We start from the raw sequence: 25,897 nt of genomic DNA on the forward strand, positions 1-25,897 counted from the left end.
GCGCGACAGCGCCCCCGCGCGGGGGAGGCGACGCCGCCCGGCTCTGGGTTCCACCGCCCCCTCGGGGGTTGAAGGGGGGCCCGCCCCCGCGCCGGCCTGTACCAGAGCCCCTTCCGGGTAGTGCCGGCCGCTGGCCGGCAACCGCGCCCCTCTCCGATCAGCGCAGCAGCACGTCGCGCAGCGCGGCATAGTCAGCCGCGAGCGGTTCGGCGTGCGCCGGCCGCTGCAGCAACGCATCCAGTGCAGGCGGCACCGCCACCGCTTCGCCGATCAACGGCTCGACCACGGCTTCGAACTTGGCCGGATGCGCCGTGGCCACCACCGCCCAGTCGCCCTTGGCACCGCGTGCACGCAGGTCCTGCAGCACCTTCACCGCCGTCGCCGTGTGCGGGCAGAACAGCTCGCTGCGGCTGGCATGCGCTGCCGCAATCGTCGCGCGGATGGTCACGTCATCCACCGCGAACGCGCGGAACGCAGCACGCAGTTCCGCGTCGTCGCCGTGGTAGAGCCAGCGCAGTCGCTCGAAGTTGCTCGGCGCACCCACGTCCATTGCATTGGCCACCGTCGCCACACTGGCCTGCGGCTGGTAGTCGCCGCCATTGAAGTACACCGGCAGCACGGCATTGGCATTGGTGGCCAGCACGATCTGACCGATCGGCACGCCCAGCGCGCGCGCCAGCACGGCCGCCATCGCATTGCCCAGGTTGCCGGTCGGCACCACCAGGTTGAGCCGGCGACGATGCGCGGCGTAGTGGCTCAACGCTGCATGCGCGTAGTAGCTCATCTGCGGCAGCAGTCGGCCCAGGCTGATGCTGTTGGCCGAACTCAACGGCACCTGCGCCTGCAGTTCGCGGTCAGCCAGTGCCTGCTTGACCATCGCCTGGCAATCGTCGAACGCACCCGCCACGCGCAGGGCCTGGATGTTGTCGCCGAAACAACCGAGCTGATGCGCCTGGCGCGGAGATACGCGGCCATCCGGATACAGCACCACCACGCGCACGCCGGGCTGGCGATGGAACGCCGCCGCAACGGCGGCACCGGTATCGCCGGACGTGGCCACGACAATGGTCAGGTCACGGTCCTTGCCGGCCTGCAGCCGCGACAGCGTACCGGCCAGGAAGCGCGCGCCGATGTCCTTGAACGCCGCCGTCGGCCCATGGAACAGCTCCAGCACATGGTCACCGTCGCCCAGCGGGCGCAGCGGTACCGGAAAGTCGAACGCCTCGCGGCAGATCGATGGCAGTGCAGACTCCAGCGCGTCGCCAGCAAAGAACGGCATCAGCAGATCGGCGGCGGTATCGGCCAGGGTCGCCCCGGCCTGTAGCTCGCGTGGCGCCGGCAGCATCTGCGGAACGTACAGCCCACCATCAGGCGCCAATCCGGCGGCGATCGCCGCGCTGAGGCCAACGGCCGGAGACTGGCCGCGGGTCGAAACAAATTGCATGGGTTCGGTATCCAGTAAAGGGGAAGGATTCAGCACAAGCGAGCTCCCGGTGCATCCAGCGGCGACACCCAGGCGTCACTGTCGAAACCTGCGGCTGCAAATGCGGCCTGCACCGGTGTGGCGGCGGTACGCGCCTGGTCGGCATCCTCGAACCAGGCGAACACGCTGGGACCGGCACCGGAAATGCCCGCGCCCATTGCATTGGCCGACAGCGCCGCATCACGTGCGGCTTCGAAGCCGGCAATCAATCCGGCCCGTCGCGGTTCGACCAGCACGTCGCGCAGTCCCGCGCGCACCAGTGCGGCATCGCTGCGATGGCAACCACTGAGCACCAGTGCGAGGTTCGCGCTCTGCGCCACGAACTCGCCCAGCGCATAGCTGCCCTGCAGGGCCTGGCGTGCGCGGCGTGTTTCCAGCACCGCATGCGGATGCACCAGCAGGCTGTGCCAGGTAGCCGGCACCGGAATCGGCAGCAGCCGGTCGGCCGTGCACAGCGCAAGACCACCCAGCAGCAGCGGCCCCACGTTGTCACCGTGGCGGCCACCACTGGCCACCGCCTCGCCATCCAGCGCAAACGGATACAACGCCTCGCGCGACAGCGGCACATCCAGCAGCGCGTTGGCGGCGACCAGCGCCGCGACACTCGACGCTGCCGAACCGCCCATGCCGGAACCGAACGGAATGCCCTTGTCGATCTCCACCGCGAAACCGAAGTCCAGGCCCAGCCCTGCGCGCAGCGACATCAACGCTGCACCCGCAGTGTTTCCAGCCGCATCCAGCGGCAACTCAATGGCACTGCCGCGGATCGCCTCGATGCGCACCAGCGGTTCATCGATGCGGCGCACGCTCACGGTATCGCCAATGCCGGCAATGGCATGGCCGAGAATATCGAAGCCCACCGCCACGTTGGCCACCGAGGCAGGCGCGAACGCACGTGCGATCACAGGCGCGCTCCTTCACCGGCCGCGACCCGCAGCAGGTCGGCAAACACACCCGCCGCGGTGACTTCCGGGCCGGCGCCCGGCCCCTGCACCACCAGCGGGTTATCACAGTAACGGCGGGTGCGGAACTGGACCACGTTGTCGGTCAGCCGCAGGTTGGCGAAGGCATGATCGGCCGGCAGTTCCTGCAGGCCAACCGAGGCGCCATCGGCACCCAGCTGTGCCACATAGCGCAGCACCGCCCCCCGCGCCCGCGCGTCCTGCAGGCGCTGCAGCAGGCTGGCATCAGACTCACCCAGCCGCGCCATGAACTCATCCACGCTGCCATCGCGCAGCAGCGCCGGCACCAGGCTTTCCACCTGTACCTGTTCCAGGCTGAGCGCGTGGCCGGCTTCGCGGGCGAGGATCACCAGCTTGCGCGCCACATCCACACCCGAAAGATCATCGCGCGGGTCCGGCTCGGTGTAGCCCATCGACCGCGCCTGCGCGACCAGCTGCGAGAACGGCTGGCTGCCATCGAAGCGGTTGAACAGCCAGGCCAGCGTGCCGGAGAAGATGCCTTCAATCGCCAGCACCTCGTCACCGGTATCGACCAGATCGCGCAGCGTGGTGATCACCGGCAGGCCTGCGCCGACCGTGGCCTCGTAGCGGAAACGCGCGCCACTGGCCGCCGCTGCAGCACGGATGCGCTGGTAACGCGGCAGCGGCCCGGCACCGGCCTGTTTGTTGGGGGTGACCACATGGATGCCGGCCGCCAGCCAGCCCTCATAGCGCTCGGCCACCTCGGCACTGCCACTGCAGTCGATCACCACCGCATGCGGCAGGTGGGCGGCCAGCAGGTGTTCGGTGAAACGATCCAGATCGCTGGACTCGCCCGCTTCGCGCAAGGCCTCCCGCCAGTCGGCGTGCAGGCCATCCACTTCCAGGCGCATGCGCGAACGCGAGGCCAGCGCGCGCAGGCGCAGATCCACATTGGCCTTGGCCAGCAGCTGCGGGCGTGCGGCAAGCAACTGGTCCAGCAGTGCGGCACCGACGTTGCCCGGCCCGATCACACCGACCGCAAAGGTCTGCGGCGACAGCCAGAAGCCGGCATGCGCGGCGCGCAGGGCGCGGGTGGCATCGGCACTGTCCACCGCCACCGAAATGTTGCGTTCGGACGAGCCCTGCGCGATCGCCAGGATGTTCACCTGCGCACGGCCCAGCGCCTCGAACAGACGTGCGGCCACACCGGGCTGGCCGGCCATGCCGTCACCGACCGCGGCCAGCACGCTGACGCCCTCGCTGACCTGCACGCGTTGCACCTGGCCCACCGACAGCTCATGCGCGAACGCATGCAGCAGCGCTTCGCGGCCACGGCCGGCTTCAGCAGCACGCACCACGCAGCAGATCGAATGTTCCGACGAACCCTGCGAGATCATCACCACCGACACCTGCGCCTGACGCAGGGCGGCAAACACACGCTCGGCGGTACCGGGCACACCGATCAGCCCGGTGCCTTCCAGGTTCAGCAGGGCCAAGCCGGGGCTCAGGGTCAGGCCCTTCACCGGCCCGCGCGGCGAGCGCTCGGCGCTGATGCGCGTCCCCGGATGCGCCGGCTGGAAGGTATTGCGGATGAAGATCGGCAGGCCGAGGCGGATCGCCGGCGACATCGTCTGCGGGTGCACCACCTTGGCGCCGAAATAAGCCAGCTCGCAGGCCTCGTCGTAGCTCAGCGACTCCAGCTGCACCGCCTCGGGCACCAGCCGCGGGTCGGCCGACAGCACGCCGTCGACATCGGTCCAGATGTGCAGTTCATCGGCGTTGAACAGCGCGGCGAAGATCGCGCCGGAGTAATCGCTGCCGTTGCGGCCGAGCGTGGTGATGCGGTCATGACGGTCACGGGCGACGAAGCCGGTGGCGACCAGGCGTGGCTGCGGATGCTGCAGGCGCCACTTGGCCAGGCGGTCGGCGCTGGCTTCCCAGTCGACATCCACGCCCAGTTCGCCATGTCCCACCACCAGTACGTCGCGCGCATCCAGCACTGCACAGTCTGCGCCCAGCGCCTGCAGGTGCGTGCCGAGCAGCTGCGCGGAAAACACTTCGCCCAGGCCCTGCACGCGGTCGAGTACTTCGCGTGGCAGCTCGCCGATCACCGCCAACGCTGCCAGCACTTCGGCCAGTTGATCGAAGCGGGCGTCGATCCATTCGACGGTCTCGCCCACCTGCTCGCCCAGCAGCGCCACAGCGGCGCCACGATGGCGCGCGCGCAGCGCATGCCAGGCCTCGCGCCAGCCTTCGTCCCCCTTGGCTGCCAGCTGGGCCAGATCGATCAGTGCGTCGGTGACGCCCTTCATCGCCGAGACGACAGTGACCTGCAGCGATTCGGGGCGGGCCAGCAGCAGGCCAGCAACATGGCGGTAGCGTTCGGCATCGGCCACCGACGTGCCGCCGAACTTGTGCACGACGATGGACGGTGCAGCCAGATCGGCCGGGGCAACGGGATGAGCGGGGGCGTGGGAAGACATGCAGACCTCGGTAGGAGGCCCCGTCGCATGCAGGTGTCGAGTTTCCCCGCCACCTGTATGGTGCGGGGCCGTGGTTTTCGGGAGTTACACGAAGACGACGGGCCGCACCAGGGCAGTGGTGACGGTGGTGGTGGTAATGGTGGTGGTGGCGACCGGCGCAGTAGAACGGCCCGCAGTAGCGGGGGCGATCAGGCTGGCGTGGGCGGCATCAAGAAACATGACGCACAGAAAACACCGTGCGCCGGGCCGCTGTCAAGTGCTGCGGTGCAAAAAGTCGTTGCCGCGATCATCGGCCAACATGCCGGCATTTGGTTGCATCTGAGACAAAGCGGCCATCAGTAAGCTTGACGACCGCATTCAGCCGGCATGTTCGGCGATCGCGCGGGGCGTGCGATGCGCATGCGCGCACAGCATCACGCCGGCCACCAGGAACACGATCGCCAGCGCTTCGAGCAGCGAGGGCCAGCGCTGCTGCCAGGCGAATGCGTAGAGCAACGCGAACAGGGTCTCGAACACGATCATCTGGCCGGTCAGGGTCAGCGGCAGCAGGCGGCTGGCACGGTTCCAGAACGCATTGCCAAGGATCGAGGCGACCACCGCCACACCCGCGCTGATCGCCCAGAAACCACTCCACTGCGCCGCCGTGTGCCCGCCGGTGTGGCCGATGAAGGCCATCGGCACCAGCAGTAGAGCCAGGCCGCCGGTGGTGACACCGGTCAGCAGCGACCAGTCGTGGCTGGACAGATCCGGTCGGCGCGCCAGCCAGCGGCTGTTGCCGATCGAGTACAACGCCCACGAGAACAGCGCGCCGAACGCGCACAGCAGGCCGATCAGGCGCTGCCGCCACGGTGTCGCGAGGTGCTCAGACATCAGTGCTTCCCAGCCAACCAGTGCCACGCCCAGCACGCACAGGCCCAGTGCCGGCAGCAGCTGCTTCAGCGGCACCGCGCCCTGCTCGCGCACACCGACCAGGGTTACTACCACCGGAATCAGGCCGACAATCAAGGACGCCGCCGCACCGCCGGCCCACTGCACCGCCGTCGCCAGCAGCAGGAAATACACCAGGTTCCCGGCCAGGCTCAGCCACAACAGGCCGATCCACTCGGCGCGGCCCAGCCGTGGTGCCAGCCGCTTCCAGCGCGGCAGCAGCAGGGCTACGGCGATCAGACCGTAGACCAGATAGCGGCCGGCCGACAGTTGCAGTGCATTGAACGACTGCAGCACGGCGGGCGCGAGGAAGACCACGCCCCACAGCGCGCCAGCGGCAACGCCATTGGCGATGCCCAGGGCCATCGGGTTGTTGCGCATTCGGGTTCTTCGGGGGGAGAGAACAGGCCGCGCAGTGTAAGCGCTGGCCGCTGGGCGCTCTTGACCGAGGCTACTGCCCTCCCGCCTTTGTAGCGTCGAGCCATGCTCGACTGCCGTTCGCGAGGTGGTCGGTGCAGAAGCCGTCGAGCATGGCTCGACGCTACAGTCCGGCGTTCCTGCGCCACGCGGCGGGGGTCTGCCCACACTCACGGCGCAGCGCGCGGGTCAGTGCGCTCTGCTCGGAATAGCCTGCGGCCAGCGCGATATCACTGATCGGCGCCGTGCTGGTGCGCAGCTGGTGCTTGGCCCAGCGCAACCGGCTTGCACTGAGCCAGGCCTGCGGACTGAGCCCGAACTCACGCTGGAACAGCGCGTGCAACCGGCTCTCGCTGACCCCGACAGACGCGGCCATGCGCGCCACCGGCCACGCCTGGCCCGGATCGGCCTGCACTGCCGCACACAGTCCCTGCATGCGCGCGCCACTGCCGGCCGGTGCAAATACCTGCAGCAGCTGCGGCAGCAGGGCTGGCATCGGCTGCCCGTCCTGCACGCCCGCCAGGCGTTGTCGCAGCGCATGCGGCAGGTGCAGCCAGCGCTGCCGGCACAGATGCTCCTGCGTGCCGTCATCAAGCACGCCGGGAGGACAATCGACGATCACGAAACCGTTCGGGCCATCGGCCATCTGGTCATGCGCTTCGCCGGCCGCAACGAAAACCCCCTGCAGCAGGTCGAGGCGACCACCGCGGCCTTCCATCTCGAAGTGCAGTTCGCCCTGCAGCGGCAGCACCCACTGCGCGTAGTCATGGCGGTCCAGGCCGGTGGCCTGGCCGTAGTGCCGCAGATGGAAGATGGCGCCCATCCGGGCAGTGTGCGCGTGTAGCAACGGCCGTGCAAACCGCTGCTATAGTCGATCCGTCATCCAACGCAGGGAGTGCAGGACATGGCCCATCGGCAGGTGTCACTGGTGCTCGCCAGCAGCCTCGGCCTGGCGCTCGCAGCTTCGGTCTCCGCACAGGAGCGTACGCCCCCGGCCCCGCACTGCATGGACGCGGTCGGCGTGCAGGAAGTGGAGCAGGCATCACCGCGCTCGATCGCACTGCGCGCCGCCTCCGGTCAGGCCTATCGGATCGACTTCAACGAAGATTGTCCCGGCGTCCGCGGTGCTACCTCGCTGAAGCTGGAAGCACCTGCCGGCTGGGCCTGTGGTCGCCCCAGCGAACGCGTCGTGGTCGACGGCCGCCACTGCGGCATCACCGCGGTCACCCCGCTGCAGGATCGCGATTACGCCAGCGTCGCCCGCGACAGCGACCGCCTGCGCACGGCTACCCTGCCCGCCGTGACCATCCGCGAGCGCAGGGAAATCCGCCGCAGCTTCGGCGGCTCACCGTCGTACTGCTTTGCCACCCGCAACGTGCGTGCCTGGTCATCCGACCCGCAGGGCATGCTGGTGGAGACCAATCCGCGCCGCAATGGCGGCCACCGCTACTACCGGGTCGAACTCGGCAGCCACTGCCGCCAGCTCGACCGTGCGCCGCAGCTGAGCTTCCACTCGGGCCTGCAGAACGGCCTGATCTGTGGCAATCCCGGCGATCGGATCATGACTGCCGAGTTCGAGACAGACGATCTGCGCGGTGAAAGCATCGCCCCACTGCCGCAGTACACCCGCGGCAGCTGCACGATCCAGGCGGTCTACCCGGCCTCCAGCCAGGCGTCGAACTAACCGTCGACGCCAAGGAAGGTGAACGGTGCGCTGGGCACGAACTGGCCCAGTGCATCGCCGGCAAAGGTGTTGCGCTGGTCCTTGCCAAGATCGAGCTTGAGCACCTGGCCGCCGAAATCGACCTTGTTCAGATCGACCCAGAAGGTGTTCGGGGTCAACGCCGACTCGAAGAAGTACAGCCGCCGCTTGTGATCGGCCACCGTGCGCCAGCGCGTGGATGAGATGTTCGGCTCACCCGGCGTGGTGATGCCATACGGCACCGACGCATTGCGGATCACGCTGAACACACTGGCCAGCGCCTCCACCGGATCTTCGGCCTTGGGAATGGCGTTGATGTAGAACGAGGCGCGCGCGAAACGATCGGCGGAGCGATTGGTGCCCGGCAGCATCACCGTGCCACCGATCTGCTGCCAGTAACTGTTGAGGGCCAGCTGCTGCTCGAAGATCGGCGAGTTGGTCATCACCTGATAGCGCCGGTCATGGTGAATCACCTGGCGACCGCCGATGTACTCGACGATGGCGCTGTCGCCGGTGGCATCGGACATCGACAGGTGCAGCGTCGCCTGGCGGTCTTCGCCCGGCACCTTGTCGGTGACGATCGAGTACGGCTCACGCTTGAGCGCCGCGACCGCCTCGTCCACGGTGGCGAAATTGTCCAGCACATACTGCGCCCACAGCGAGATCGCCAGTCCCGGCTTGTTGCCACGCTGTTGCGGATACTCCGATTCCACCAGCCACAGCAGGTTGGCCACCAGGCCCTTCTCGTTCATGCCATCGGTGGTCGACACGTCGTAGCCGGTGGCCACCACGCTGCCGTAGCGCGCAGTCCAGGCCAGCGACTTCGGACCGGCCAGGCCGGTGCGTGCGATGCCACGCGGCAACACGTAGAGGTTGGTCGCCACATCGACCTTCCAGTCCATCGAGCGCGCGGTGATCACATCGCCGTTGTCGCCCCGATACACCGCACGCGTGCAGGCCAGTGCCGGCGTGATCGCAGATGCCAGCGCCATGGCCAGCATTGCCTTTCCCTTCCACTTCATCCGTGCCATGTCGTTACGCTCCTTTCCCCGTGGTCCGTCGATCTGACCCGATCCATGGTGACACAGGGGTGAAGCCTCAGCGCACGAAGCGATCGTGCAGCCAGAAGCCCACCACCATGGCAGGCACGAACCACAGCGCTTCACGCGATGCGACGGCCAGCCCGGCGATGGCCGGTCCAGGGCAATAACCGGCCCATCCCCAGCCGATACCGAACAGTGCAGCACCCAGCAGCAGGCGAGCATCGACATCACGTGCACTGGGTAGCTGGAAGCGCAGTGCGAACCACGGCTGCGCGCGTCGCAGTACCCAACGCTGCCCGACGGCACTGACCAGCAGTGCCGAGCCCAGCACCCACATCAACGTCGGATCAAAATCACCGGCCACATCGAGGAAGCCGAGTACGCGACGCGCGTCGGTCATCCCCGAGAGCGCAAGCCCCGCGCCAAACAGCGCGCCTGCCACCGCGGCCACGACCGCGCGGCTCATGCCAGGCCTCCGCCGTGACGGACCAGGAACGTGGTCAGCATCGCGCAGGCCATGAACACCAGCACTGCCAGCAGCGAGCGCTTCGAGCCGCGGGCCATGCCACAGACGCCATGACCACTAGTACAACCACTCCCCAGGCGCGTGCCGAAGCCCACCAGCAGGCCGGCGCCGATCAACTGCCAGGCGGGCAAGGCATCGCGCAGCAGCACACGTGGCGAGGCCTCGGGCAGCGACTGCCACCACAGCACCAGCCCCGCTGCTGCGAGCAGCCCCAGCAGGAATGCCCAGCGCCAGCCGCGCTCACCTTTCGCTGCACGCAGGCTGCCCGCAGCGATCCCGCTGATACCCGCCACGCGCCCGACAGTGGCGAGCAGCAACACCGCGGCGGCGCCGATCAGCGCACCGCCAGCCACCGCAGTCCATGGCAGGTTCATGCCCTGCCCTCTTTCACGCCGCTCATGGGATTGCCCTTTGATTTAGATTTATCTAAATTAGACACTTCTAAACAAAAAGGTCAACCATGGCCCGCACCCCGCTCGACAGCGCCGCCATGGCCGAACACGCCGCCGAGGCTGCAACGCTGCTTAAGAGCCTGGCCCATCCTGCGCGGCTGCGCGTGCTGTGCCGCCTGGTCGAAGGTGAGGCACCAGTACCGGAACTGCAGGCATTGACCGGCCTCAGCGCATCGGCGCTGTCACAGCATCTGGCGGTGTTGCGCGAACTGGATATCGTCGCGACGCGTCGCGAAGCGCAGGCCATCCACTACCGCGTGATTGAAGGGCCCGCACTGGGCGTGCTGCAGGCGCTGCATGCCGCCTACTGTGGCGGCACTTCGCGTTGACGCTCAGCCGGCGTGCAGGGCGGGCTGCACGACGTTGTCGAGCAGATCCACCGGGGTCGGCGCCGAACGATCACCTTCCAGCGCCCGGCTGAAACCCGACCAGTCGCTGGCCGACAGCTGGCGCAGCAGCGCCGCATCCACCGGCAACGCGCGCATCGACCAGTACGGAAACTGACGCTGGCCCAGGCGGCCGCGCGCCAGCTCGATGATGTCGACATGGCTGCCGGCCTGCAGGATGCGCTCGTACACCGAATCGATACCGTCCGGCGGCCCCTCGATGTACTGCAGGAATCGCCCGCCGTCATGCAGCAGCACACCGGTCACGCCCGCCATCTTGTTGAAGCGGGCGGCATCGTCGACCAGCGCCTGCAACCGTTCAGCGGAAAGATCCGGCAACGCCTGGCTGACGTAGGCGATGGCACGCAGTGGCATGGTGCTTCCTTGACAAGATGTACACCCACGGTAGCAGTTGCGGACGAGTCCGTCTCAGTGCCCGTGGATGTTTCCTGAAGAATTCAGTTTGCCGCTGCAGGCAGCCCTTCTGCGCGTCTCGGCAGCAGGGCTTCGAACACCACCTGCCCGGCCTCGTTGCGCGCTGCGATGCGCCCTCCGTGCGCGCGCACGAACTGATCGACGATATACAGGCCCAGCCCCAGGCCCTTGCTCTGGTGGAAGCTGGCCTTGAACGGCTCGAACAGCCGCGGCAGCAGCGCGTCGTCGATCCGGCCGGCATTGCTGACCCGCAGCATCACGCTGCGCGGATCGCGCCCGTCCACCTCCACCCTCGCCTCGCTGCCATGGGTGAGCGCGTTGCCGACCAGATTGGCGGCAACCTGGCCGAGACGGTCCAGATCGCCCTGCAGCCGCGTATCGCCGTGCATGTCCAGATGGATCCGGTCCGCGCCATGCGCGCTGCCCGCTTCGGCCACCACTGCGCGGGTCACGTCGGCCAGATCGCAGGCACTGGCCTGCAGGCGCAGGCCACCGCTGCGGATCCGCGAGAAGTCCAGCAGCTGTTCGACCATGCGTGCCATGCGCAGGGTGCTGGCCTCCAGGTACTGCAGGGTCTGCTGCGCACCCGCATTGTCCTGCGGGATCTCCAGCGCCAGCTTGTCACTGCACAGCAGGATCGCCGACAGCGGCGTGCGCAGGTCGTGGGTCAGCACCGCCGCCATTGTTTCGTTGAGCTTGAGCGCGCGTTCCAGCGCCTCGTTGCGCGCCTTCAGCAGCTGCCGCTGCTGGTACAGCTCAATGAAGACGTTGACCTTGCTCAGGATCACCTGCGGCGCCACCGGCTTGTGCAGGAAATCGACCGCACCGCTCTCGTAGCCCTTGAACACGCGCAGGGGATCATCCGGGGAGGCGGTCAGGAAGATGATCGGCACGTCGCGGCTGCGATGCGAACCGCGCATCAGTTCGGCCAGGGTGAAGCCATCGATCTCCGGCATGTGCACGTCCAGCAGGGCCAGTGCCACCTCGTGCTCGAGCAGCAGCTCCAGCGCCTGCGCGCCGGAACCGGCCAGCAGCAGATTCACGCCGTCGCGCTGCAGCAGCGCCTGCATGGCCACCAGGTTCTGCGGCACGTCATCGACGATCAGCAGGTTGACCGGGGACTGCGACTGCGCAGGGTCCGGTGGCAGCAGGTTCATGCAAACAACTCCTTCAGGCGACGACACATCAGTTCAAGGGGCAGCACGGCATCGGCGCCGGCGTACTGCAGGGCGGAGGCCGGCATCATCGACGCTTCGGCTTCCTCGGGACATTGCAGCCAGGCACGGCCACCGGCACGGCGCACGGCGGCAACGCCCTCGCTTCCATCACTGCTGGCACCGGTCAGCAGCAGGGCCAATACCCGCCTGCCGAACACCGCAGCAGCGGAGTCGAACAGCGGATCGATGGCCGGACGGGAGAACAGCACCGGCGCATCCACCGACAACGCCACCGCCCCCTCGTCCTCCACCAGCAGGTGGTAATCCGGCGGCGCGAACGTCACCGTGCCCGGCCGCAGCGGTTGCTTGTCCTCGGCTTCACGCACCGGCAGCGCGCAGTACGGCGCCAGCACCTCGGCGATGCGGCTGGTGCGGTCACGCGGCAGGTGCAGCACGGCCAGTACCGGCACCTGCAGCGTCGCCGGCAGCGCACCGAGTACCGCCTGCAGGGCCGCCACGCCACCGGCAGACGCGCCGATCACCAGCACGGCAGGACGCGCCGGCAGCGCCATCAGGCCACCCTCCGGTACAGGCGGTGCTCGCGCGAACAGACCTCGAAGGCGTCATGGTGGCACCCGAACTGCAGCGATTCCTTGCTGCCAAGACCGAGGAAGCCCCGGTGCACCAGCGCTTCGCGGAACAGGCCGACGGCGCGGTCCTGCAGGTCGCGGTTGAAATAGATCAGCACGTTGCGGCACGACACCAGGTGCACTTCGGAGAACACGGTATCGGTGGCCAGGCTGTGGTCGGCGAACACCACGTTGCGACGCAGCTGGCGGTCGAACACCGCGCCGTCGTAGGCCGTGGCGTAGTAGTCGGACAGCGACGCCGTGCCACCGGCCGCCAGGTAGTTGCGGCTGAACTGGGCCATCCGGTCGATACCATAGGCGCCCGCCTCGGCGGTGGCCAACGCGGCCGGATTGATGTCAGTGGCATAGACGATGCTGCGATCAAGCAAACCTTCCTCATGCAGCAGGATCGCCAGCGACCACACTTCCTCACCGGTGCTGCAACCAGCCACCCACAGCTTCACCGAGGGATAGGTGCGCAGTACCGGCACCACCTGCTCGCGCAGTTCACGGAAATACGCTGGATCACGGAACATCTCCGAGACCTGCACGGTGAAGAACTGCATGGCCTGGGCGAACAGCTCCGGCTCGTGCAGCAGCCGGTACTGCAGGTCGACCAGCCGTTCGCACTCATAGCGCTGCATCGCCTGGCGCATGCGCCGGCGCAGCGACGACACCGCATAGCTGCGGAAATCGTAGTGGTAGCGCTGGTACAGCGCCTCCAGCAGGACCTTCAGTTCCAGGTCGAACAACGCCTGTTCGTTCATTGCCGCGAGCACCAGACCCGGCACAGCGAGACCAGCTTGTCGACGTCGATGGGCTTGGCGATGTAGTCGTTGGCACCGGCCTGCAGGCAACGCTCGCGGTCATCGGGCATGGCCTTGGCGGTCAGCGCGATGATCGGCAGGTCCTGCAGGTGACGTTGCGCGCGGATCTCGCGCATCGCGGCCAGGCCGTCCTTCTCCGGCATCATGATGTCCATCAGCACCAGGTCGACCTCGCGCTCGGCCAGGCGATCCACCGCTTCCTGGCCGTTGCGCGCGATCTCCAGCGTCACGCCCAGCGGCTCAAGCACGCTGGACAGCGCGAAGATGTTGCGTACGTCATCCTCGGCCAGCAAAACAGTACGGCCATCGAGCACGGTGTCGCGACGGCGGGCCTCGCGCAGCAGGCGCTGCTGGTCGGTGGGCAGGCTGGCTTCCACGCTGTGCAGGAACAGGGTGACCTCATCCAGCAGGCGTTCGGGCGAACGCGCGCCCTTGATGATGATGCTCTTCGAATAGCGGCGCAGGCGCTGCTCTTCCTCGCGGCCGAGCGCGCGACCGGTATAGACGATCACCGGCGGGAAGCCGACATCATCGTTGCCGGCCATGTGCTCGAGCAGGTCGTAGCCGCTGCCGTCGGGCAGCGACAGGTCCATCACCATGCAGTCGAAGGTGACCGTGCTGAGCTGCTCCAGCGCGCCGGCCAGCGTTCCCACTGCAACGATCTGCAGCTGATCACGGCCCAGCAACAGTTCCAGGTTGTGGCGCAGCTCGCTGTCGTCCTCGACGATCAGCAGGCGCCGCACGTCGCGCTGGCTGGTCTGTTCCAGCTGTTCGATGGCCGTCACCAGCCGCTCGCGCGTGGTCGGCTTGATCGCGAAACCAATCGCACCCAGCTCGCGCGCCACCTGGCTGCGGTCCATCGCCGAAACCACGTGCACCGGGATATGCCGGGTATCGGGGTTGCGCTTCAGGCGCTCCAGCACGCTCAGGCCGGACACGTCCGGCAGGCCGATATCGAGCAGGATGCCGTTCGGGCGCAGTTCGCTGGCCAGGGTCAGCGCCTCTTCGGCAGTCCCGGCCACCACGCAGTCGAAGTCCAGTTCATGGGCCAGGGCCACCAGCGCTTCGGCGAAGGTGGCGTCGTCCTCGACGGCCAGGATCAAGCGGCCGGCGCGTTGGCGACGGCCGCGGTCATCGGCCACGCTGGCGGTGACGGGCGCCACGGATGCAACGGTCGGTGCGACAGGGGTACGCGCAGCGATCGGCGGCGCAGGCTGCGGCGCAGGCGCTATTGAGGCGGCGGCAGGCACTTCGCCCGGTTCCGAAACCGGCGCGCCCTGCAACGGCAGTTCCAGGATGAAACAGCTGCCGCGACCCGGTTCACTGTCGACCTGGATGCTGCCACCCATGCGCTCGGCCAGATCGCGCGAGATCGACAGGCCCAGGCCGGTGCCACCGTAGCGGCGGCGGGTGCTGCCATCGGCCTGGCGGAAGGCTTCGAAGATGACCTGCAGCTGCTCGCGGGCAATGCCGATACCGCTGTCGCAGACCTCGAAACGGATGCGTCCTTGACCGCCCGCACGCACGTGCAGGCTGACCTTCCCATGCTCGGTGAACTTCACCGCATTGGCCAGCAGGTTCTTCAGGATCTGCTGCAGGCGCTGGCTGTCGACCACCAGCTGGCTGGGGGCCAGCGCATCGGCCTCGATCTGCAGGGCCAGGCCCTTCTGCCGCGCCATCGGCTCGAAGGTCTCGCGCAGGCGCTGCAGTACGCTGCCCGTCACCACCACTTCATCGGCCAGCTCGACGTGGCCGGCCTCGATGCGCGACAGGTCCAGGATGTCATTGATCAGCGCCAGCAGATCATTGTTGGACGACAGGATCGCGCGCGCATACTTCACCTGTTCTTCGGTGAGCGTGCCGTCCTTGTTGTCGGCCAGCAGCTTGGCCAGGATCAGCGAGCTGTTCAGCGGCGTGCGCAGTTCATGCGACATGTTGGCCAGGAACTCGGACTTGTAGCGCGAGGTGGCGGCCAGTTCGTTGCTGTTGCGCACCAGCTGGCTCTGCGCGACCAGCAGCGCCTGCTTCTGCGCTTCCAGCTCGTGGGTGCGCTCTTCCAGCTGGACGTTGCTCTGTTCCAGCTCGGCCTGCTGCTCTTCCAGATGGGTCTGCGAGTGCTGCAGGCTGCGGCTCTGCTCTTCCAGCTCCTCATTGGCCACGCGCAGCTCTTCCTGCTGGGCCTGCAGTTCCTCGCCCTGGCGCTGCGATTCCTCCAGCAGCACCACCAGTTGTGCGCGCAGCAGCGAGGCACGCAGCGCCATGCCGATGGTCTCGCCACAGCGCTCCAGCAGCTCGACATCGAGTCGATCCTGTTCGCCGGCGCGGGTGCGTCCCAGTTCAATGATGCCCACCACCGCGCCATCGCTGCTGATCGGCGCCAGGATGCGCTCGCGCACCGGCAACCGCCCCAGGCTGGTCTGCAGCTCAAGCACCGCATCATCACCCCCATGCAGGTGGCGGATGCGTTCGTCGCGTGCCACCTGCCCGGCCACGCCCTCCTGCAATGCCAGCGACGCCGGCATGCCGGACGGCAACGCCAGACCGCCGGTCAGCTGCAGTCTTCCCCCTTCCAGACGGTAGACGGCGGCGACGTCCGCCTGCAGCTGAGCCGCCAGGCTGGTTGCCGCCGCCTCGGCGATCTGCTCCGGACCCAGATCACCGCGCAGGCTCATCGCCACCGCGTTCTCGGCCTCCTGCAGCCACAGCGCCCGCATCGCGTCGCGCCGCGCCTGGATGGCGCGGGAGACGATCAGCGCGATCATCAGGAACGCACACCCGCCAATGCTGCGGTTGACGAACGAGAACGCCGAGTTGGAGCTGGCCGGGGCAACGTTGTAGCCGATGATCAACAGGATGCAGGCGACGACGGCCACGATGAACGGCGCGCGTGCACTGCGCTGGAACAGCGTGACGCCGACAGCGAGGAAGTACGCCAGCCAGACGGCGTAGCCCAGCGGAACCACCAGTTCCAACGCAATGGTCGCTGCCAGCAGTACGGCGGAGGTCATCCAGATCCAGCGGTCACGCGTAGTCGCACCAGGACGCATGCAGGTCGGTTCCAGAGCACTAAAGGGTGGGTGATGGTACTCCGTGTCGTATTCAGCCGCACAGGACCATTGGCACGTGCCGCGCCTGCACGCACTCTTCACACTGCACTGCCTAGCTTCACGTCCCTCCCAGGGGTAATGCTCATTTCCACGTGGACGCAGCTGCTTCTACGACGTCCGTGCTGACGGACCCTTCCCGCCAACTGCGACTGCTGATCGACAGCGTGCGCGACCATGCGCTGTACCTGCTTGATCCTGATGGCATCGTCTGCAGCTGGAACCCGGGCGCGGAGCGCATCAAGGGCTATTCAGCCGATGAAGTGGTCGGCACGCACTTTGGCCGTTTCTATCTGGCTGCCGATCGCGAAGCCGGGGAACCGCAGCGCCTGCTCCGCCTCGCAGCGCAGCACGGTCACGTCGCCAGTGAAGGCTGGCGGGTGCGCCGCGATGGCTCGTCTTTCCGTGCCAGCGTGGTCATCGAGCCGGTCGTCGAAGCAGGCGAGCTGCTCGGCTTCGTCAAGATCACCCGCGACATCACCGAGCAGTGGCAGGCACAGCGGCTGCTGCGTGATGCCCAGCGTGCACTGCGCAATACCCAACAGTTCGAGACCGTCGGCCGCCTCAGCCGCGGCCTGTCGCACGAGTTCAACAATCTGTTGACCACCATCGGCAACGCCCTGGACCTGCTGTCCCTGCGCGTGAACGGTGACGATGCACGCGCCGCCGAGCTGCTTGATGCGGCGCAGACCGCGACCGATCGTGGTGCGCTGCTGACCCGCCAGCTGCTGGCCTTCAGCACCGGCCAGACCCTGATCCGCGAACCACTGGATATCAATGCGCTGATACGGCAGTGGCTGCCGGACCTGCAACGCGCCTGCCCGCCCACGGTGGTGCTGGATGCCCAGCTGGCGCCCGGCCTGCCTGCGATCAACACCGATGCGCTGCAGCTGCAGACGGCGCTGGCCAATCTGGTCGCCAATGCCGCGGATGCTACCCTTGAAGGCGGCCGCATCCTGATCGGCACCGCGCTGGAGCATCGCCTCGACCCGGATGCGGACTCCACGCTGCAACGTGGCTATGTCACCCTCAGCGTCTGCGATGAGGGCCACGGGATGGCGGCCGACATCGCCGAACGGGCGACCGAGCCGTTCTTCACCACCAAGGACATCGGCAAAGGCAGCGGCCTGGGCCTGAGCCAGGTGTTCGGATTCACTACCCAGAGCGGCGGCTTCGTCGACGTGTCCACCACGCCAGGTGTCGGCACCACGGTCAGCCTGCTGCTCCCCGCAATGGAGGACCCTGCCGATGACCGATGACCCGATCCGCGTATTGATGGTGGAAGACCAGACCGATCTGCGTGAAATGATCGGCCTGGCCCTGCGCGACCTCGGCATCGACGTGGCCACGACCGCCGATGCGCATGAGGCCGCCGCCCTGCTGAAGGGCGAAGCGCGTTTCGACGTGGTGTTCAGTGACGTCAGCATGCCCAACGGCATGTCCGGCATCGAACTGAGCGAGCATGTGGCGCGCGAACAGCCGCAGGCGCGGATGATCCTGTCGTCCGGTTATGCGCGCTCGCAGCTGCCGCCCCTGCCGGAACAGGTGGAATTCCTGCCCAAGCCGTACCGCCTGCGCCAGCTGGTGCAGTTGTTGAAGCAGGCGTAATCCACGGTGCCCCGGCAGCAGGGCCCTGCGGTCAACCCGTCATCGCCCCCCGCTGGAACGAAGCCAGCAACGTAGAGGCTGCCGCTGCCGGCGCCAGCCGACCGCGCGCCAGTGACCAGGTGATGCCGTAGAAGCAGGTCCAGTAGAAGTCCGCGAGCCACACTGCGGTGAAACCAACGTTGAACTCTCCGGCCGCCTGACCACGCAGGAAGAAGGCCTCGAAGCGCTCGCCGATCGGCGCCCAGCGCTCCGGCAGCAGATGCAGGTCACCCTGGCGCTGCTGCTCTTCCATCATCCGCGCGAACAGCAGCGTTACCAGCTCCCAGTCCGCCAGCAGCGTGGCGGTGACCTGCTCCAGCACGTGGCGCGCATCACCGCCCTCATCGAACCAGACCGCCGCCGCTTCCACGCGCTCGAAGCCGGCCGCGAACAGTGCCTCGTCGATCGCCTCCCGGGTGGGCGCAAACCGGTACAGGGTCGCGCGGCTGATACCGGCCCCGCGCGCGAGTTCGCTGAGGGTGCAGCGTGGATGGCTGACCAGGGTGGCCGCCAGCGCATGGGGCAGGTCGCGGCGGGTGCGTGCTGCGGCAGGTCGCATGAAAGCGCTGAGGTATGGGTTCGCCCTCACGCTAGCATGAATCACCAATTAATAAACTGAATCAAAGATGATTCATTCGGATCACCGATGCGCTAAAACAGGGATGCGTCCGGTGCACCCGGGTCGGTGCACGGCAGGGAACGCGTCACAGGCATCGAAGGAGACAACGCCATGCTGCATCCACTACGCGATATCGCTGTGTTGTTCGACGCCAGCGACACCGGGGACCGCGTTCTCAACATCGCCGCCCATCTGGCGCAGGCACAGCAGGCCCATCTGGTCGCGGTCTCCACCGCCCAGCATCCCACCGACATCGCCAACGGCTTCGCGCGCGGTGCCGGCATCGCCGCCGCACTCGACCATGAGGCGCGTGCGGATGCCGCCTGCACCGCGCAGCTGATGCAGAACCTGCGTGCCGTGTCCGAGCCGCTGCAGATCAGCACCGAACTGCGCATCGTCTCGGACTATCTCGGCGGCGCCGACCTGGCCCTGCAGTCGCTGTACTGCGACCTGATCATCGCCGGCTATCCGCGTACTCCCGGCGCCCCTTCTGGCTGGCACCCGCTGGGAACGCTGCGCCAGACCGGCGTGCCGATGCTGCTGGTACCACCACATTGGCAAGGCGACCAGGTCGGCCATCGCATCGTGGTGGCCTGGAATGCCAGCAAGCAGGCACGTCGTGCGGTAGCCGATGCGTTGCCGCTGCTCGCACGTGCGAAAGCGGTGCACCTGCTGATGGTCGACACGCCCAAGGCCGAGGCCACACCTGGCGCCGAGATGGCCCAGCACCTGGCGCGGCACGGCGTCGAAGTAGAGATCCAGGCGATCAGTTCAAGCCAGGGCGGCGTTGCCGCGACCATCCGCCAGCACGTGCTCGATGCCGACGCCGACCTGCTGGTGCTGGGCCCCTACAGCCGCAGCCGGGTGGTCGAGCGTGTGCTCGGCGGGGTCACCGAGGATCTGCTGGCCGAAGTACCGGCGCCCTTGTTCGTGTCGCACTAGTATCGCCCTGCCCTGCCCGGCGATAGCCGGTCAGCGACTGCCCGGTGTGCCGCCGGAAGTAGCGGCACAGGTAGGACGCATCCTCGAAGCACAGTCGCTCGGCGATGCGACCGATCGGCAATTCGCTGTAGGTCAGCAGCGCCTTGATTTCCAGCACCACCTGGCGATCAATCAACGCCTTTGGCGTTTCGTCGAAGCACTCGCGGGTCAGCTGCGAAAGATAGAACGGGGTGATGCACAGCGCGTCGGCATAGGACTGCACGTCGCGCTGGCGCGTGCTGCGCTCACCGACCAGTTCCCAGAAATTCCAGGCCAAGCGCTCGCGTCGGCTGACCTGCGCCACGGCCACACTGCGCGCCGGCAACAGCGTTGCGAATTTGAGGAAGAACGTCTGCAGCAGGTTGCGCAGCATCACGTGACGATAGCGGCCGCCATTGTGCTGCGCATCCATCAACTGCTGCAGCCAGCCCTGCAGCAGCGGCACGTCCAGCGGCGACGGCACGCAGTGGGGCTGATCGTGCAGGAACTTGAACAGTGCATTGGGAAGCACATAGGCCACCTCCGATGCCAGCGCCTTGGGCATCAGGCAGACCACCGCCAGAAAGCCGCGTGAGCGCTGCCGCAGCAGCGCCAGCGTGTCCTCTGCCAGCACCAGCACATCGTGCCGCTGCACCGCTACCTCGCGGAAGTTCAGTGCAAAGCGTGCGCGCCCCGATACGCATACCAGCACCGCCAGATAAGCGTGGCCGAACGACAACGGGACGCCCTGCCCTTCGGCCAGCGTGCTGACCTCCAGGCGCATGGATTCGTCCTGATCCAGAAGCTGGGGTATGCGGTCCATGGGCCGTTCCTACTGGATTCCGGGACACAGCATAGCGGGCCTTCGTGGCATGTTTCGAAAAGTACCGAAATCATCAAGGTCCCGCCCTGTGCCCGCGATGCTCCGGGGCCTAGTCTGAACGTCCTTTCTTCTTCTGGAACTGCCATGCAGCTGTACACCGAACGCTTGATTCTTCGCGCTTGGCGCGACACCGACGCTGCTGATCTGTACGAATACGCCCGCGACCCGCGGGTGGGGCCGATCGCTGGCTGGCCGGTGCACACCAGCATCGAGGAAAGTACCGAAGTCATCCGCACCGTCTTCAACCGGCCAGAGGTCTACGCCCTGCAGAGCCGCGAGGACGGCCACGCGATCGGCTGCGTCGGCATCCTGATCGGCGCTGACAGCAACTTCGAGATCAGTGACCGCGAAGGCGAGATCGCCTACTGGATCGGCGTTCCGTACTGGGGCCGCGGACTGGTGCCCGAAGCGGTGCGCGAAGTGATGCGGCACGCCTTCATGGACCTGGAGTTGGACGCACTGTGGTGCGGCTACTTCGCCGACAACCTGCAATCGCTGGCCGCGCAAAGCAAATGCGGTTTCCAGCATCACCACACCGAAATCAACAAGTTCAACAGCTTCCTCGGCGACTATCGGACCGAGCACATCAGCCGCATCACCCGAGAACAATGGTGTGCCCTGCAGGCCACCTCGCCGGCCTGAGCAGAGTTCAGGCCAGCGTTCGCTGCATGAACAGAAGTTCTGGCGTCGAGGACGCTTCGACCTGCTGGAAACCGAGATCGCGGTACAGGGCCACTGCGGCCGTATTGTCACGATAGACACGCAACGTGAGGCACTGCACACCGGCTTCGCACATGGCCTGTGCACTCAAGGCCTGCATGAGCAGCCGGCCAAGGCCGCGCCCGCGTGCCAGCGGGGAAACAATGATGCGGCCCAGGTGCGCGGTGCCGGCGTCGGTCATCCAGTACTGGCCAAAGCCCAGGCACTGGTCCTGCTCGTCCAGCAGTGCCCAGCCCGGCCGCGCCGCGAGCTTGAGCACCTGCGCGAACCGTTCCGGCGGCAAGGGAAACGGCACGCCGGGGCCCGCCCAGCGCTGGGTGGCCGCGGCGGAATCAAGCCAGCCGGCGATGGTGGCGTAGTGCGAAGGCTGGACAGCGTAGAGGTTCGGTTCCATGACGCTCATGGTGCGCCATTTGCACTGGGCAGACACACTGCAGGACGGCACTTGAGTTTTGTCATAGGACAATAAACAATGCCAGGCGTCCAGCCCATTCCCCTCTCGGGAGATCCCATGTTCAAAGGCCTCAGCGCGTTTCCACTGACCCCGCTCTCTGAAGCAGGTATCGACTTTCGTGCGTTTACCGGCCTGGTCGAGCGCCTGGTCGATTCCGGTGTTGATTCGATGGGCGTCCTTGGCTCTACCGGCAGCTATGCCTATCTGCAGGCGCATGAACGCAAGCGCGTGTTGCGCGAAGCCCTGGCACACGCCGGAGGCGTACCGGTCATCGCCGGCATCGGTGCATTACGCACCCGGGATGTGCTGGAGCTGGCCCTGGATGCCGAAGATGCCGGTGCAGCGGGTCTGCTACTCGCGCCCGTGTCCTACCAGCCCCTGAAGGACCATGAGGTGTATGGTCTGTTTGAAACCGTCTGTGCGGCGGTGCGTACACCGATCTGCGTCTACGACAACCCGGGCACCACGCACTTCCGCTTCTCCGATGCCTTGCATGGCCGGATCGCCGCGCTGCCCAACATCGCTTCGATCAAGATTCCGCGCCTCGCTGATGATCCGGTTGAGGCTGCCACACGTGTCGCGGCATTGCGCGCCAGCGTCCCTTCGCATGTGACGCTGGGCGTCAGTGGCGACGCCTCGGCGGTGCGTGGTCTGCTGGCGGGATGTGATGGCTGGTACTCGGTGACAGCAGGGCTGTTCCCAGAGGTTGCGCTGCAGATCGTGCGGGCCGTGGGAAACGGCGATGAGGAGGGTGCGATTGCCCAGTCCGTACGACTGGCGCCGCTGTGGTCGCTGTATGACCGCTTTGGCGGGATTCGCGTCATGGCCTGCGCGGCGATCCTGCTGGGGTTGTGCGGCGAGGACTGCCTGCCGTTGCCATTGCAGGGGCTGCGTGGTGGCGAGCGCGAGGAGGTGGCGGCGGTGCTGGGTGGGTTGGGGTTGTTGTAGAACACCCGCCAGCGGCTGCAATGCAGCAGTGCCGGATGGTGACCCCGGCCCGATTCGAACGGGCGACCTTCCCCTTAGGAGGGGGACGCTCTATCCAGCTGAGCTACGGGGCCATTGGCAGCGGGAAAGGATACCTCGTCTGGCTGAATGGACCAAGCGCGGGGCGTTCTGCAGGACGCCCAGCATCAGTATTCTGTGCGCATCTACCCGCTGCACTTATATCGTCGCCGCATGATGACCTTCTGGGAGAGCCTGTCTGCACTCGGCGACAGCCGCGCCTTGTTTCCGCTTGCCACTGTACTCGCATTGTTCCTGCCAACCTCTCACCGCCACCTGCTGTGGCGCTGGGCCGTGGCCATCACTGTGGTCGCCGCGACCACTCTTGCCAGCAAGATCGCCTTCATGGGCTGGGGTTTCGGGTTGGAGCATCTGGATTTCACCGGCATCTCCGGGCATGCCGCCATGTCCAGCGTGCTCTATCCCGTGACCTTATGGCTGCTGGCCAGCGGCCGCAGCCGACACTTGCGGGCCTGGGCCGTCGCTGGCGCGGGGCTTGCAGTCGCGATCGGATACTCTCGACTGCCTTTGCGGGCCCATTCCCCCTCCGAGATCATCATAGGACTCAGCCTCGGCCTGGCTGCGTCGGCTTGGGTGCTGCGTCGCGGACAGACGCTGGGCAACATCCTGGCGGTGCATGGCCGCGCCGCGTTGCTGGCCATTGCCGCCGCCATGACCACGCCGATATTGCTCGCAGATTTACACACTCATGACCTCGTGAAGGCCGCTGCGAAGACACTGTCCGGCCGCGCGCAGGCATTCGAGCGCCAGAATCTACGCGGCCATTCGTCGCCAGACAGAAGCCATCATTAGACACGGAGTTTTCACAAATCTTGACAGCAAGGGTTCATCCGCAGAATATGTGAAAGGAATTTCCCCTGACGGAGCAGGCCTCCCATGTTCAAGAAGACGATCGCAGTTGTGGCACTGGCGGCCCTGTCCGCCTCCCCGATGATGAGTTTCGCGCAGGAAGCGCAGGCTACGGCCGGCACGGAGGCTACTGCGGCTGAAGTTGCCGGCGCAGAAGCTGCTGGCATCTCGACCGCTGCAGTCGTGGGCACCACCGTAATCGGCGTGGCCGCCGCTGCCGTTGCCTACAGCATCGGCGGCGACAGCACGAGCGGCAGCAATGACGGCGGCAGCGGCACTGATCCGGGCGGCCCGGGTCCGGGCGGCCCTGGTACGGGTGGCACCGGCGGTACGGGCGGCACCGGCGGTACGGGCGGCACCGGCGGCTGATCAGCGCACCGCGTACCACTCAGGCCCTCGCCGGGCGCGGCCCGGCGGGGGTTTTTTATGCCTGCCAGACTCTCATTCCCATGAACAACATCACCCCTCGCCTTCTTGCCGCTGCGTTGACCGCACTGGCACTGTCCAGCTGTGCGCTTGCGCCGGGACAGCACCTGCGCCGCAGCGACGTCGCCGTTGACCGCAAGAGCGGCGATGGTCAGCTGGAAATCGTCACCATCACGCCGAAGCTGATCGCGCAGGAAAACGCCGCGCGGACGCAGAATTCACTCCCAGCTGCACTGTTCGATTATCAGCCTGCACCGTACACGGTCGGCGCCGGCGACATTCTCTATGTCACCGTATGGGATCACCCGGAATTGACCGTGCCGGCCGGCCCCCAGCAACAGGGTGCTCTGGCAGGGCGCCTTGTGCAGAGTGACGGCACGATGTTCTACCCGTACATCGGCAAGGTCACAGCCTCAGGCAAGACGCCGATGCAGCTCCGCGAGGAGATCAGCACCCGCTTGGCCAAGTACGTGGAATCGCCGCAAGTGGACGTATCCGTCCTCACCTATGGCAGCCAGCGAGTCTGGGTGACAGGCGCTGCCCAGCGATCCTCGCCGATTGCTCTGGGCACCTCGCCGCTGACGCTGGCGGATGCGATCAGCCAATCCGGACTGGACAACCAGCAAGCCGACTTGTCCGGCATCCAGCTCAGCCGGGAAGGCACCACTTACACGATCAATCTGGAAACCCTGGCCCGCGAGTTTGGCGGCCGCCAATTGCTCCTCAAGGATGGCGACTCCATCTTCGTGCCCTACCTTGATCGCAAAGAGATCTTCGTGGTGGGCGAAGTCAATCAGCCCGGCGCCTACAGCTTCCGCACTGGCGATGTCTCGCTGAACCAGGCACTCGGCCGTGCTCGCGGCCTGCTTCAACAGACCGCAAACGGCAACGCCGTGTATGTCATCCGCGGCAGCACGGATCTGCAGCAGGAGCCCTCGATGGTCTATCAGCTGGAGGCGCGCTCGCCGACCGCGTTTGCCGCTGGTAGTCAGTTCCATCTGCAGCCAGGGGACGTGGTATTTGTTGGCGCAGCCGGCGTCAGCCGTTGGAATCGCTTTGTGAATCAGCTGCTGCCCTTCACCAATATCCTGTACAACGCGGCGCGTACCGGAACCGAAATCAAGGACAACTGACATGGCTCGCATGGATGCGGCCTGCCACTGCCCGGCACATCGCGCCCATGGCGCGCTGTTGCTGGCCATCGCCGCCGCCCTGCTGTTCACCGGGTGCACCACCGGCAGCCGCTCCACAGTGGATACCTTCCGGCTAATCACCCATCGCCCGGCACAGGCGACCGCAGAAGGCGTGGCCAACAACCGCTTCCCGCAGATGCAGGTGGACACACCTGACATCGTCGCCGTGGCAGTACTGGGCTACGTCGATGCGGGCCGACAGCAGTGGTTCGCAGGTACACACGCGGTGTTCGAGATGGACCACCATGGCCTGCTTCTGGGCGGCAGCGGTCTGGGACAGCAATGGCGTGCCCGCATCATCGGTCCGTCACCTTTTGATGACCTGAGGGGCGTGACCACGCCCGTGAGCGTGCAGCGCCGCTACGACTGGGTGCCCGCCTACCAGGTCGACGTCGCCGTGACCGGCACCCTTAGCAGGGGTGCACTGGAGCAGGTGGACATCCTTGGTTCGCGCCGAACCCTGCAGCGGTTCGACGAACAGCTGCAGGGCGGCGGCATGAGTGGCCGCAATGTCTACTGGGCAGACCCAGCCACCGGCTTCATCTGGAAGAGCCGACAGCATCTGGCGCCCGGTCGCGTCGCAGAACTGACCCAGCTCAAACCCTATCGCACGGCCAAGGATTGAG

General features: G+C 66.7%; 28 protein-coding genes and 1 tRNA gene. 12 read left to right on the forward strand and 17 right to left on the reverse strand.

Annotated features, from left to right (window positions below):
* Window positions 1–157: 157 nt before the first annotated feature.
* From thrC to thrA, 3 genes are read right to left on the reverse strand one after another with little or no spacing between them, the layout of a single operon-like run.
* Entirely contained in the window at window positions 158–1,444 is a 1,287-nt protein-coding gene (thrC, locus tag AC5O77_RS06440) for a threonine synthase (RefSeq protein WP_478057219.1), read from the reverse strand.
* A gap of 29 nt (window positions 1,445–1,473) precedes the next feature.
* Window positions 1,474–2,388 (reverse strand): homoserine kinase, encoded by a 915-nt coding sequence (locus tag AC5O77_RS06445; RefSeq protein ID WP_201118982.1) that lies wholly within the window; start codon window positions 2,386–2,388, stop codon window positions 1,474–1,476.
* Entirely contained in the window at window positions 2,385–4,889 is a 2,505-nt protein-coding gene (gene thrA / locus AC5O77_RS06450) for a bifunctional aspartate kinase/homoserine dehydrogenase I (protein WP_494506571.1), read from the reverse strand. Before thrA ends, AC5O77_RS06445 begins: the two co-directional genes overlap by 4 nt.
* A 27-nt stretch (window positions 4,890–4,916) precedes the next feature.
* Between thrA and AC5O77_RS06455 the strand changes: the two genes are divergently transcribed.
* Window positions 4,917–5,231, forward strand: a complete 315-nt coding sequence (locus AC5O77_RS06455; protein WP_494506572.1) for a hypothetical protein — start codon at window positions 4,917–4,919, stop codon at window positions 5,229–5,231.
* Between the two features lie 15 nt (window positions 5,232–5,246).
* Here the strand turns inward: AC5O77_RS06455 and AC5O77_RS06460 are convergent, their stop codons facing one another.
* Window positions 5,247–6,197, reverse strand: a complete 951-nt coding sequence (locus tag AC5O77_RS06460) for a DMT family transporter (protein WP_049462024.1) — start codon at window positions 6,195–6,197, stop codon at window positions 5,247–5,249.
* Between the two features lie 160 nt (window positions 6,198–6,357).
* Entirely contained in the window at window positions 6,358–7,056 is a 699-nt protein-coding gene (locus tag AC5O77_RS06465; protein WP_049462025.1) for a helix-turn-helix domain-containing protein, read from the reverse strand.
* An 81-nt stretch (window positions 7,057–7,137) separates the two neighbouring features.
* Here AC5O77_RS06465 and AC5O77_RS06470 point away from each other — a divergent pair, with 81 nt between their 5' ends.
* Window positions 7,138–7,917: a DUF6491 family protein gene (locus AC5O77_RS06470; RefSeq protein ID WP_494506573.1), complete on the forward strand. Its 780-nt coding sequence runs from the start codon at window positions 7,138–7,140 to the stop codon at window positions 7,915–7,917.
* On the opposite strand, the gene AC5O77_RS06475 is transcribed toward AC5O77_RS06470, so the two are convergent.
* The 3 genes from AC5O77_RS06475 to AC5O77_RS06485 form a co-directional block, all read right to left on the reverse strand.
* Window positions 7,914–8,966, reverse strand: a complete 1,053-nt coding sequence (locus AC5O77_RS06475) for a linear amide C-N hydrolase (protein ID WP_494506574.1) — start codon at window positions 8,964–8,966, stop codon at window positions 7,914–7,916. The genes AC5O77_RS06470 and AC5O77_RS06475 overlap by 4 nt on opposite strands.
* A gap of 67 nt (window positions 8,967–9,033) precedes the next feature.
* Window positions 9,034–9,444: a DUF6691 family protein gene (locus AC5O77_RS06480; RefSeq protein WP_494506575.1), complete on the reverse strand. Its 411-nt coding sequence runs from the start codon at window positions 9,442–9,444 to the stop codon at window positions 9,034–9,036.
* Entirely contained in the window at window positions 9,441–9,878 is a 438-nt protein-coding gene (locus tag AC5O77_RS06485; RefSeq protein ID WP_478057212.1) for a YeeE/YedE family protein, read from the reverse strand. The genes AC5O77_RS06480 and AC5O77_RS06485 overlap by 4 nt, the downstream gene beginning before the upstream one ends.
* An 86-nt stretch (window positions 9,879–9,964) precedes the next feature.
* On the opposite strand from AC5O77_RS06485, the gene AC5O77_RS06490 reads away from it, so the two are divergent.
* Complete coding sequence (locus tag AC5O77_RS06490; protein WP_071228893.1) at window positions 9,965–10,285, forward strand: ArsR/SmtB family transcription factor; 321 nt, start codon at window positions 9,965–9,967, stop codon at window positions 10,283–10,285.
* A gap of 3 nt (window positions 10,286–10,288) precedes the next feature.
* Here the strand turns inward: AC5O77_RS06490 and AC5O77_RS06495 are convergent, their stop codons facing one another.
* The 5 genes from AC5O77_RS06495 to AC5O77_RS06515 form a co-directional block, all read right to left on the reverse strand.
* Window positions 10,289–10,717, reverse strand: a complete 429-nt coding sequence (locus AC5O77_RS06495; RefSeq protein ID WP_032127425.1) for a BLUF domain-containing protein — start codon at window positions 10,715–10,717, stop codon at window positions 10,289–10,291.
* An 83-nt stretch (window positions 10,718–10,800) separates the two neighbouring features.
* Entirely contained in the window at window positions 10,801–11,934 is a 1,134-nt protein-coding gene (locus AC5O77_RS06500; RefSeq protein WP_494506576.1) for a hybrid sensor histidine kinase/response regulator, read from the reverse strand.
* On the reverse strand, window positions 11,931–12,506 hold the full coding sequence (locus AC5O77_RS06505) for a chemotaxis protein CheB (protein ID WP_049398526.1): 576 nt from the start codon (window positions 12,504–12,506) through the stop codon (window positions 11,931–11,933). The genes AC5O77_RS06500 and AC5O77_RS06505 overlap by 4 nt, the downstream gene beginning before the upstream one ends.
* Entirely contained in the window at window positions 12,506–13,330 is an 825-nt protein-coding gene (locus AC5O77_RS06510; RefSeq protein ID WP_494506577.1) for a CheR family methyltransferase, read from the reverse strand. The genes AC5O77_RS06505 and AC5O77_RS06510 overlap by 1 nt, the downstream gene beginning before the upstream one ends.
* Window positions 13,327–16,437 carry a response regulator gene (locus AC5O77_RS06515; RefSeq protein WP_494506578.1) on the reverse strand — a complete coding sequence of 1,037 codons (3,111 nt, stop codon included), beginning with the start codon at window positions 16,435–16,437 and terminating at the stop codon, window positions 13,327–13,329. The genes AC5O77_RS06510 and AC5O77_RS06515 overlap by 4 nt, the downstream gene beginning before the upstream one ends.
* A gap of 152 nt (window positions 16,438–16,589) precedes the next feature.
* On the opposite strand from AC5O77_RS06515, the gene AC5O77_RS06520 reads away from it, so the two are divergent.
* Together AC5O77_RS06520 and AC5O77_RS06525 are read left to right on the forward strand one after the other, a co-directional pair.
* Complete coding sequence (locus tag AC5O77_RS06520) at window positions 16,590–17,753, forward strand: two-component system sensor histidine kinase NtrB (RefSeq protein ID WP_049421339.1); 1,164 nt, start codon at window positions 16,590–16,592, stop codon at window positions 17,751–17,753.
* Complete coding sequence (locus tag AC5O77_RS06525) at window positions 17,743–18,102, forward strand: response regulator (RefSeq protein WP_010482617.1); 360 nt, start codon at window positions 17,743–17,745, stop codon at window positions 18,100–18,102. The genes AC5O77_RS06520 and AC5O77_RS06525 overlap by 11 nt, the downstream gene beginning before the upstream one ends.
* A 31-nt stretch (window positions 18,103–18,133) precedes the next feature.
* Here the strand turns inward: AC5O77_RS06525 and AC5O77_RS06530 are convergent, their stop codons facing one another.
* On the reverse strand, window positions 18,134–18,700 hold the full coding sequence (locus tag AC5O77_RS06530) for a TetR/AcrR family transcriptional regulator (protein ID WP_071228897.1): 567 nt from the start codon (window positions 18,698–18,700) through the stop codon (window positions 18,134–18,136).
* Window positions 18,701–18,871: 171 nt separating this feature from the next.
* On the opposite strand from AC5O77_RS06530, the gene AC5O77_RS06535 reads away from it, so the two are divergent.
* On the forward strand, window positions 18,872–19,702 hold the full coding sequence (locus tag AC5O77_RS06535) for a universal stress protein (RefSeq protein ID WP_049398529.1): 831 nt from the start codon (window positions 18,872–18,874) through the stop codon (window positions 19,700–19,702).
* Here AC5O77_RS06535 and AC5O77_RS06540 read toward each other — a convergent pair.
* Entirely contained in the window at window positions 19,650–20,543 is an 894-nt protein-coding gene (locus AC5O77_RS06540; RefSeq protein ID WP_478057209.1) for a helix-turn-helix domain-containing protein, read from the reverse strand. The genes AC5O77_RS06535 and AC5O77_RS06540 overlap by 53 nt on opposite strands.
* Window positions 20,544–20,687: 144 nt before the next feature.
* Here AC5O77_RS06540 and AC5O77_RS06545 point away from each other — a divergent pair, with 144 nt between their 5' ends.
* Window positions 20,688–21,245: a GNAT family N-acetyltransferase gene (locus tag AC5O77_RS06545; protein ID WP_478057208.1), complete on the forward strand. Its 558-nt coding sequence runs from the start codon at window positions 20,688–20,690 to the stop codon at window positions 21,243–21,245.
* 7 nt (window positions 21,246–21,252) lie between these two features.
* Here AC5O77_RS06545 and AC5O77_RS06550 read toward each other — a convergent pair whose 3' ends face one another.
* Window positions 21,253–21,717, reverse strand: coding sequence for a GNAT family N-acetyltransferase (locus AC5O77_RS06550; RefSeq protein WP_494506629.1), 465 nt, complete (start codon window positions 21,715–21,717; stop codon window positions 21,253–21,255).
* 117 nt (window positions 21,718–21,834) lie between these two features.
* Here AC5O77_RS06550 and AC5O77_RS06555 point away from each other — a divergent pair, with 117 nt between their 5' ends.
* The gene (locus AC5O77_RS06555; RefSeq protein WP_478057207.1) at window positions 21,835–22,725 is read left to right on the forward strand and encodes a dihydrodipicolinate synthase family protein; all 891 of its coding nucleotides are present in this window, start codon (window positions 21,835–21,837) and stop codon (window positions 22,723–22,725) included.
* 36 nt (window positions 22,726–22,761) lie between these two features.
* On the opposite strand, the gene AC5O77_RS06560 is transcribed toward AC5O77_RS06555, so the two are convergent.
* A tRNA-Arg gene (locus AC5O77_RS06560) sits at window positions 22,762–22,838 on the reverse strand.
* An 82-nt stretch (window positions 22,839–22,920) separates the two neighbouring features.
* Here AC5O77_RS06560 and AC5O77_RS06565 point away from each other — a divergent pair.
* From AC5O77_RS06565 to AC5O77_RS06580, 4 genes are all read left to right on the forward strand, one after another.
* Complete coding sequence (locus AC5O77_RS06565) at window positions 22,921–23,595, forward strand: phosphatase PAP2 family protein (RefSeq protein WP_478057206.1); 675 nt, start codon at window positions 22,921–22,923, stop codon at window positions 23,593–23,595.
* Window positions 23,596–23,679: 84 nt separating this feature from the next.
* Entirely contained in the window at window positions 23,680–24,021 is a 342-nt protein-coding gene (locus AC5O77_RS06570; protein WP_125428093.1) for a hypothetical protein, read from the forward strand.
* Window positions 24,022–24,101: 80 nt separating this feature from the next.
* The gene (locus AC5O77_RS06575; protein ID WP_049436285.1) at window positions 24,102–25,211 is read left to right on the forward strand and encodes a polysaccharide biosynthesis/export family protein; all 1,110 of its coding nucleotides are present in this window, start codon (window positions 24,102–24,104) and stop codon (window positions 25,209–25,211) included.
* Window position 25,212: 1 nt separating this feature from the next.
* Window positions 25,213–25,896 carry a YjbF family lipoprotein gene (locus AC5O77_RS06580; RefSeq protein ID WP_232460631.1) on the forward strand — a complete coding sequence of 228 codons (684 nt, stop codon included), beginning with the start codon at window positions 25,213–25,215 and terminating at the stop codon, window positions 25,894–25,896.
* Window position 25,897 lies beyond the last annotated feature (1 nt).

The organism is Stenotrophomonas sp. INTA L402-1 (assembly GCF_059295135.1).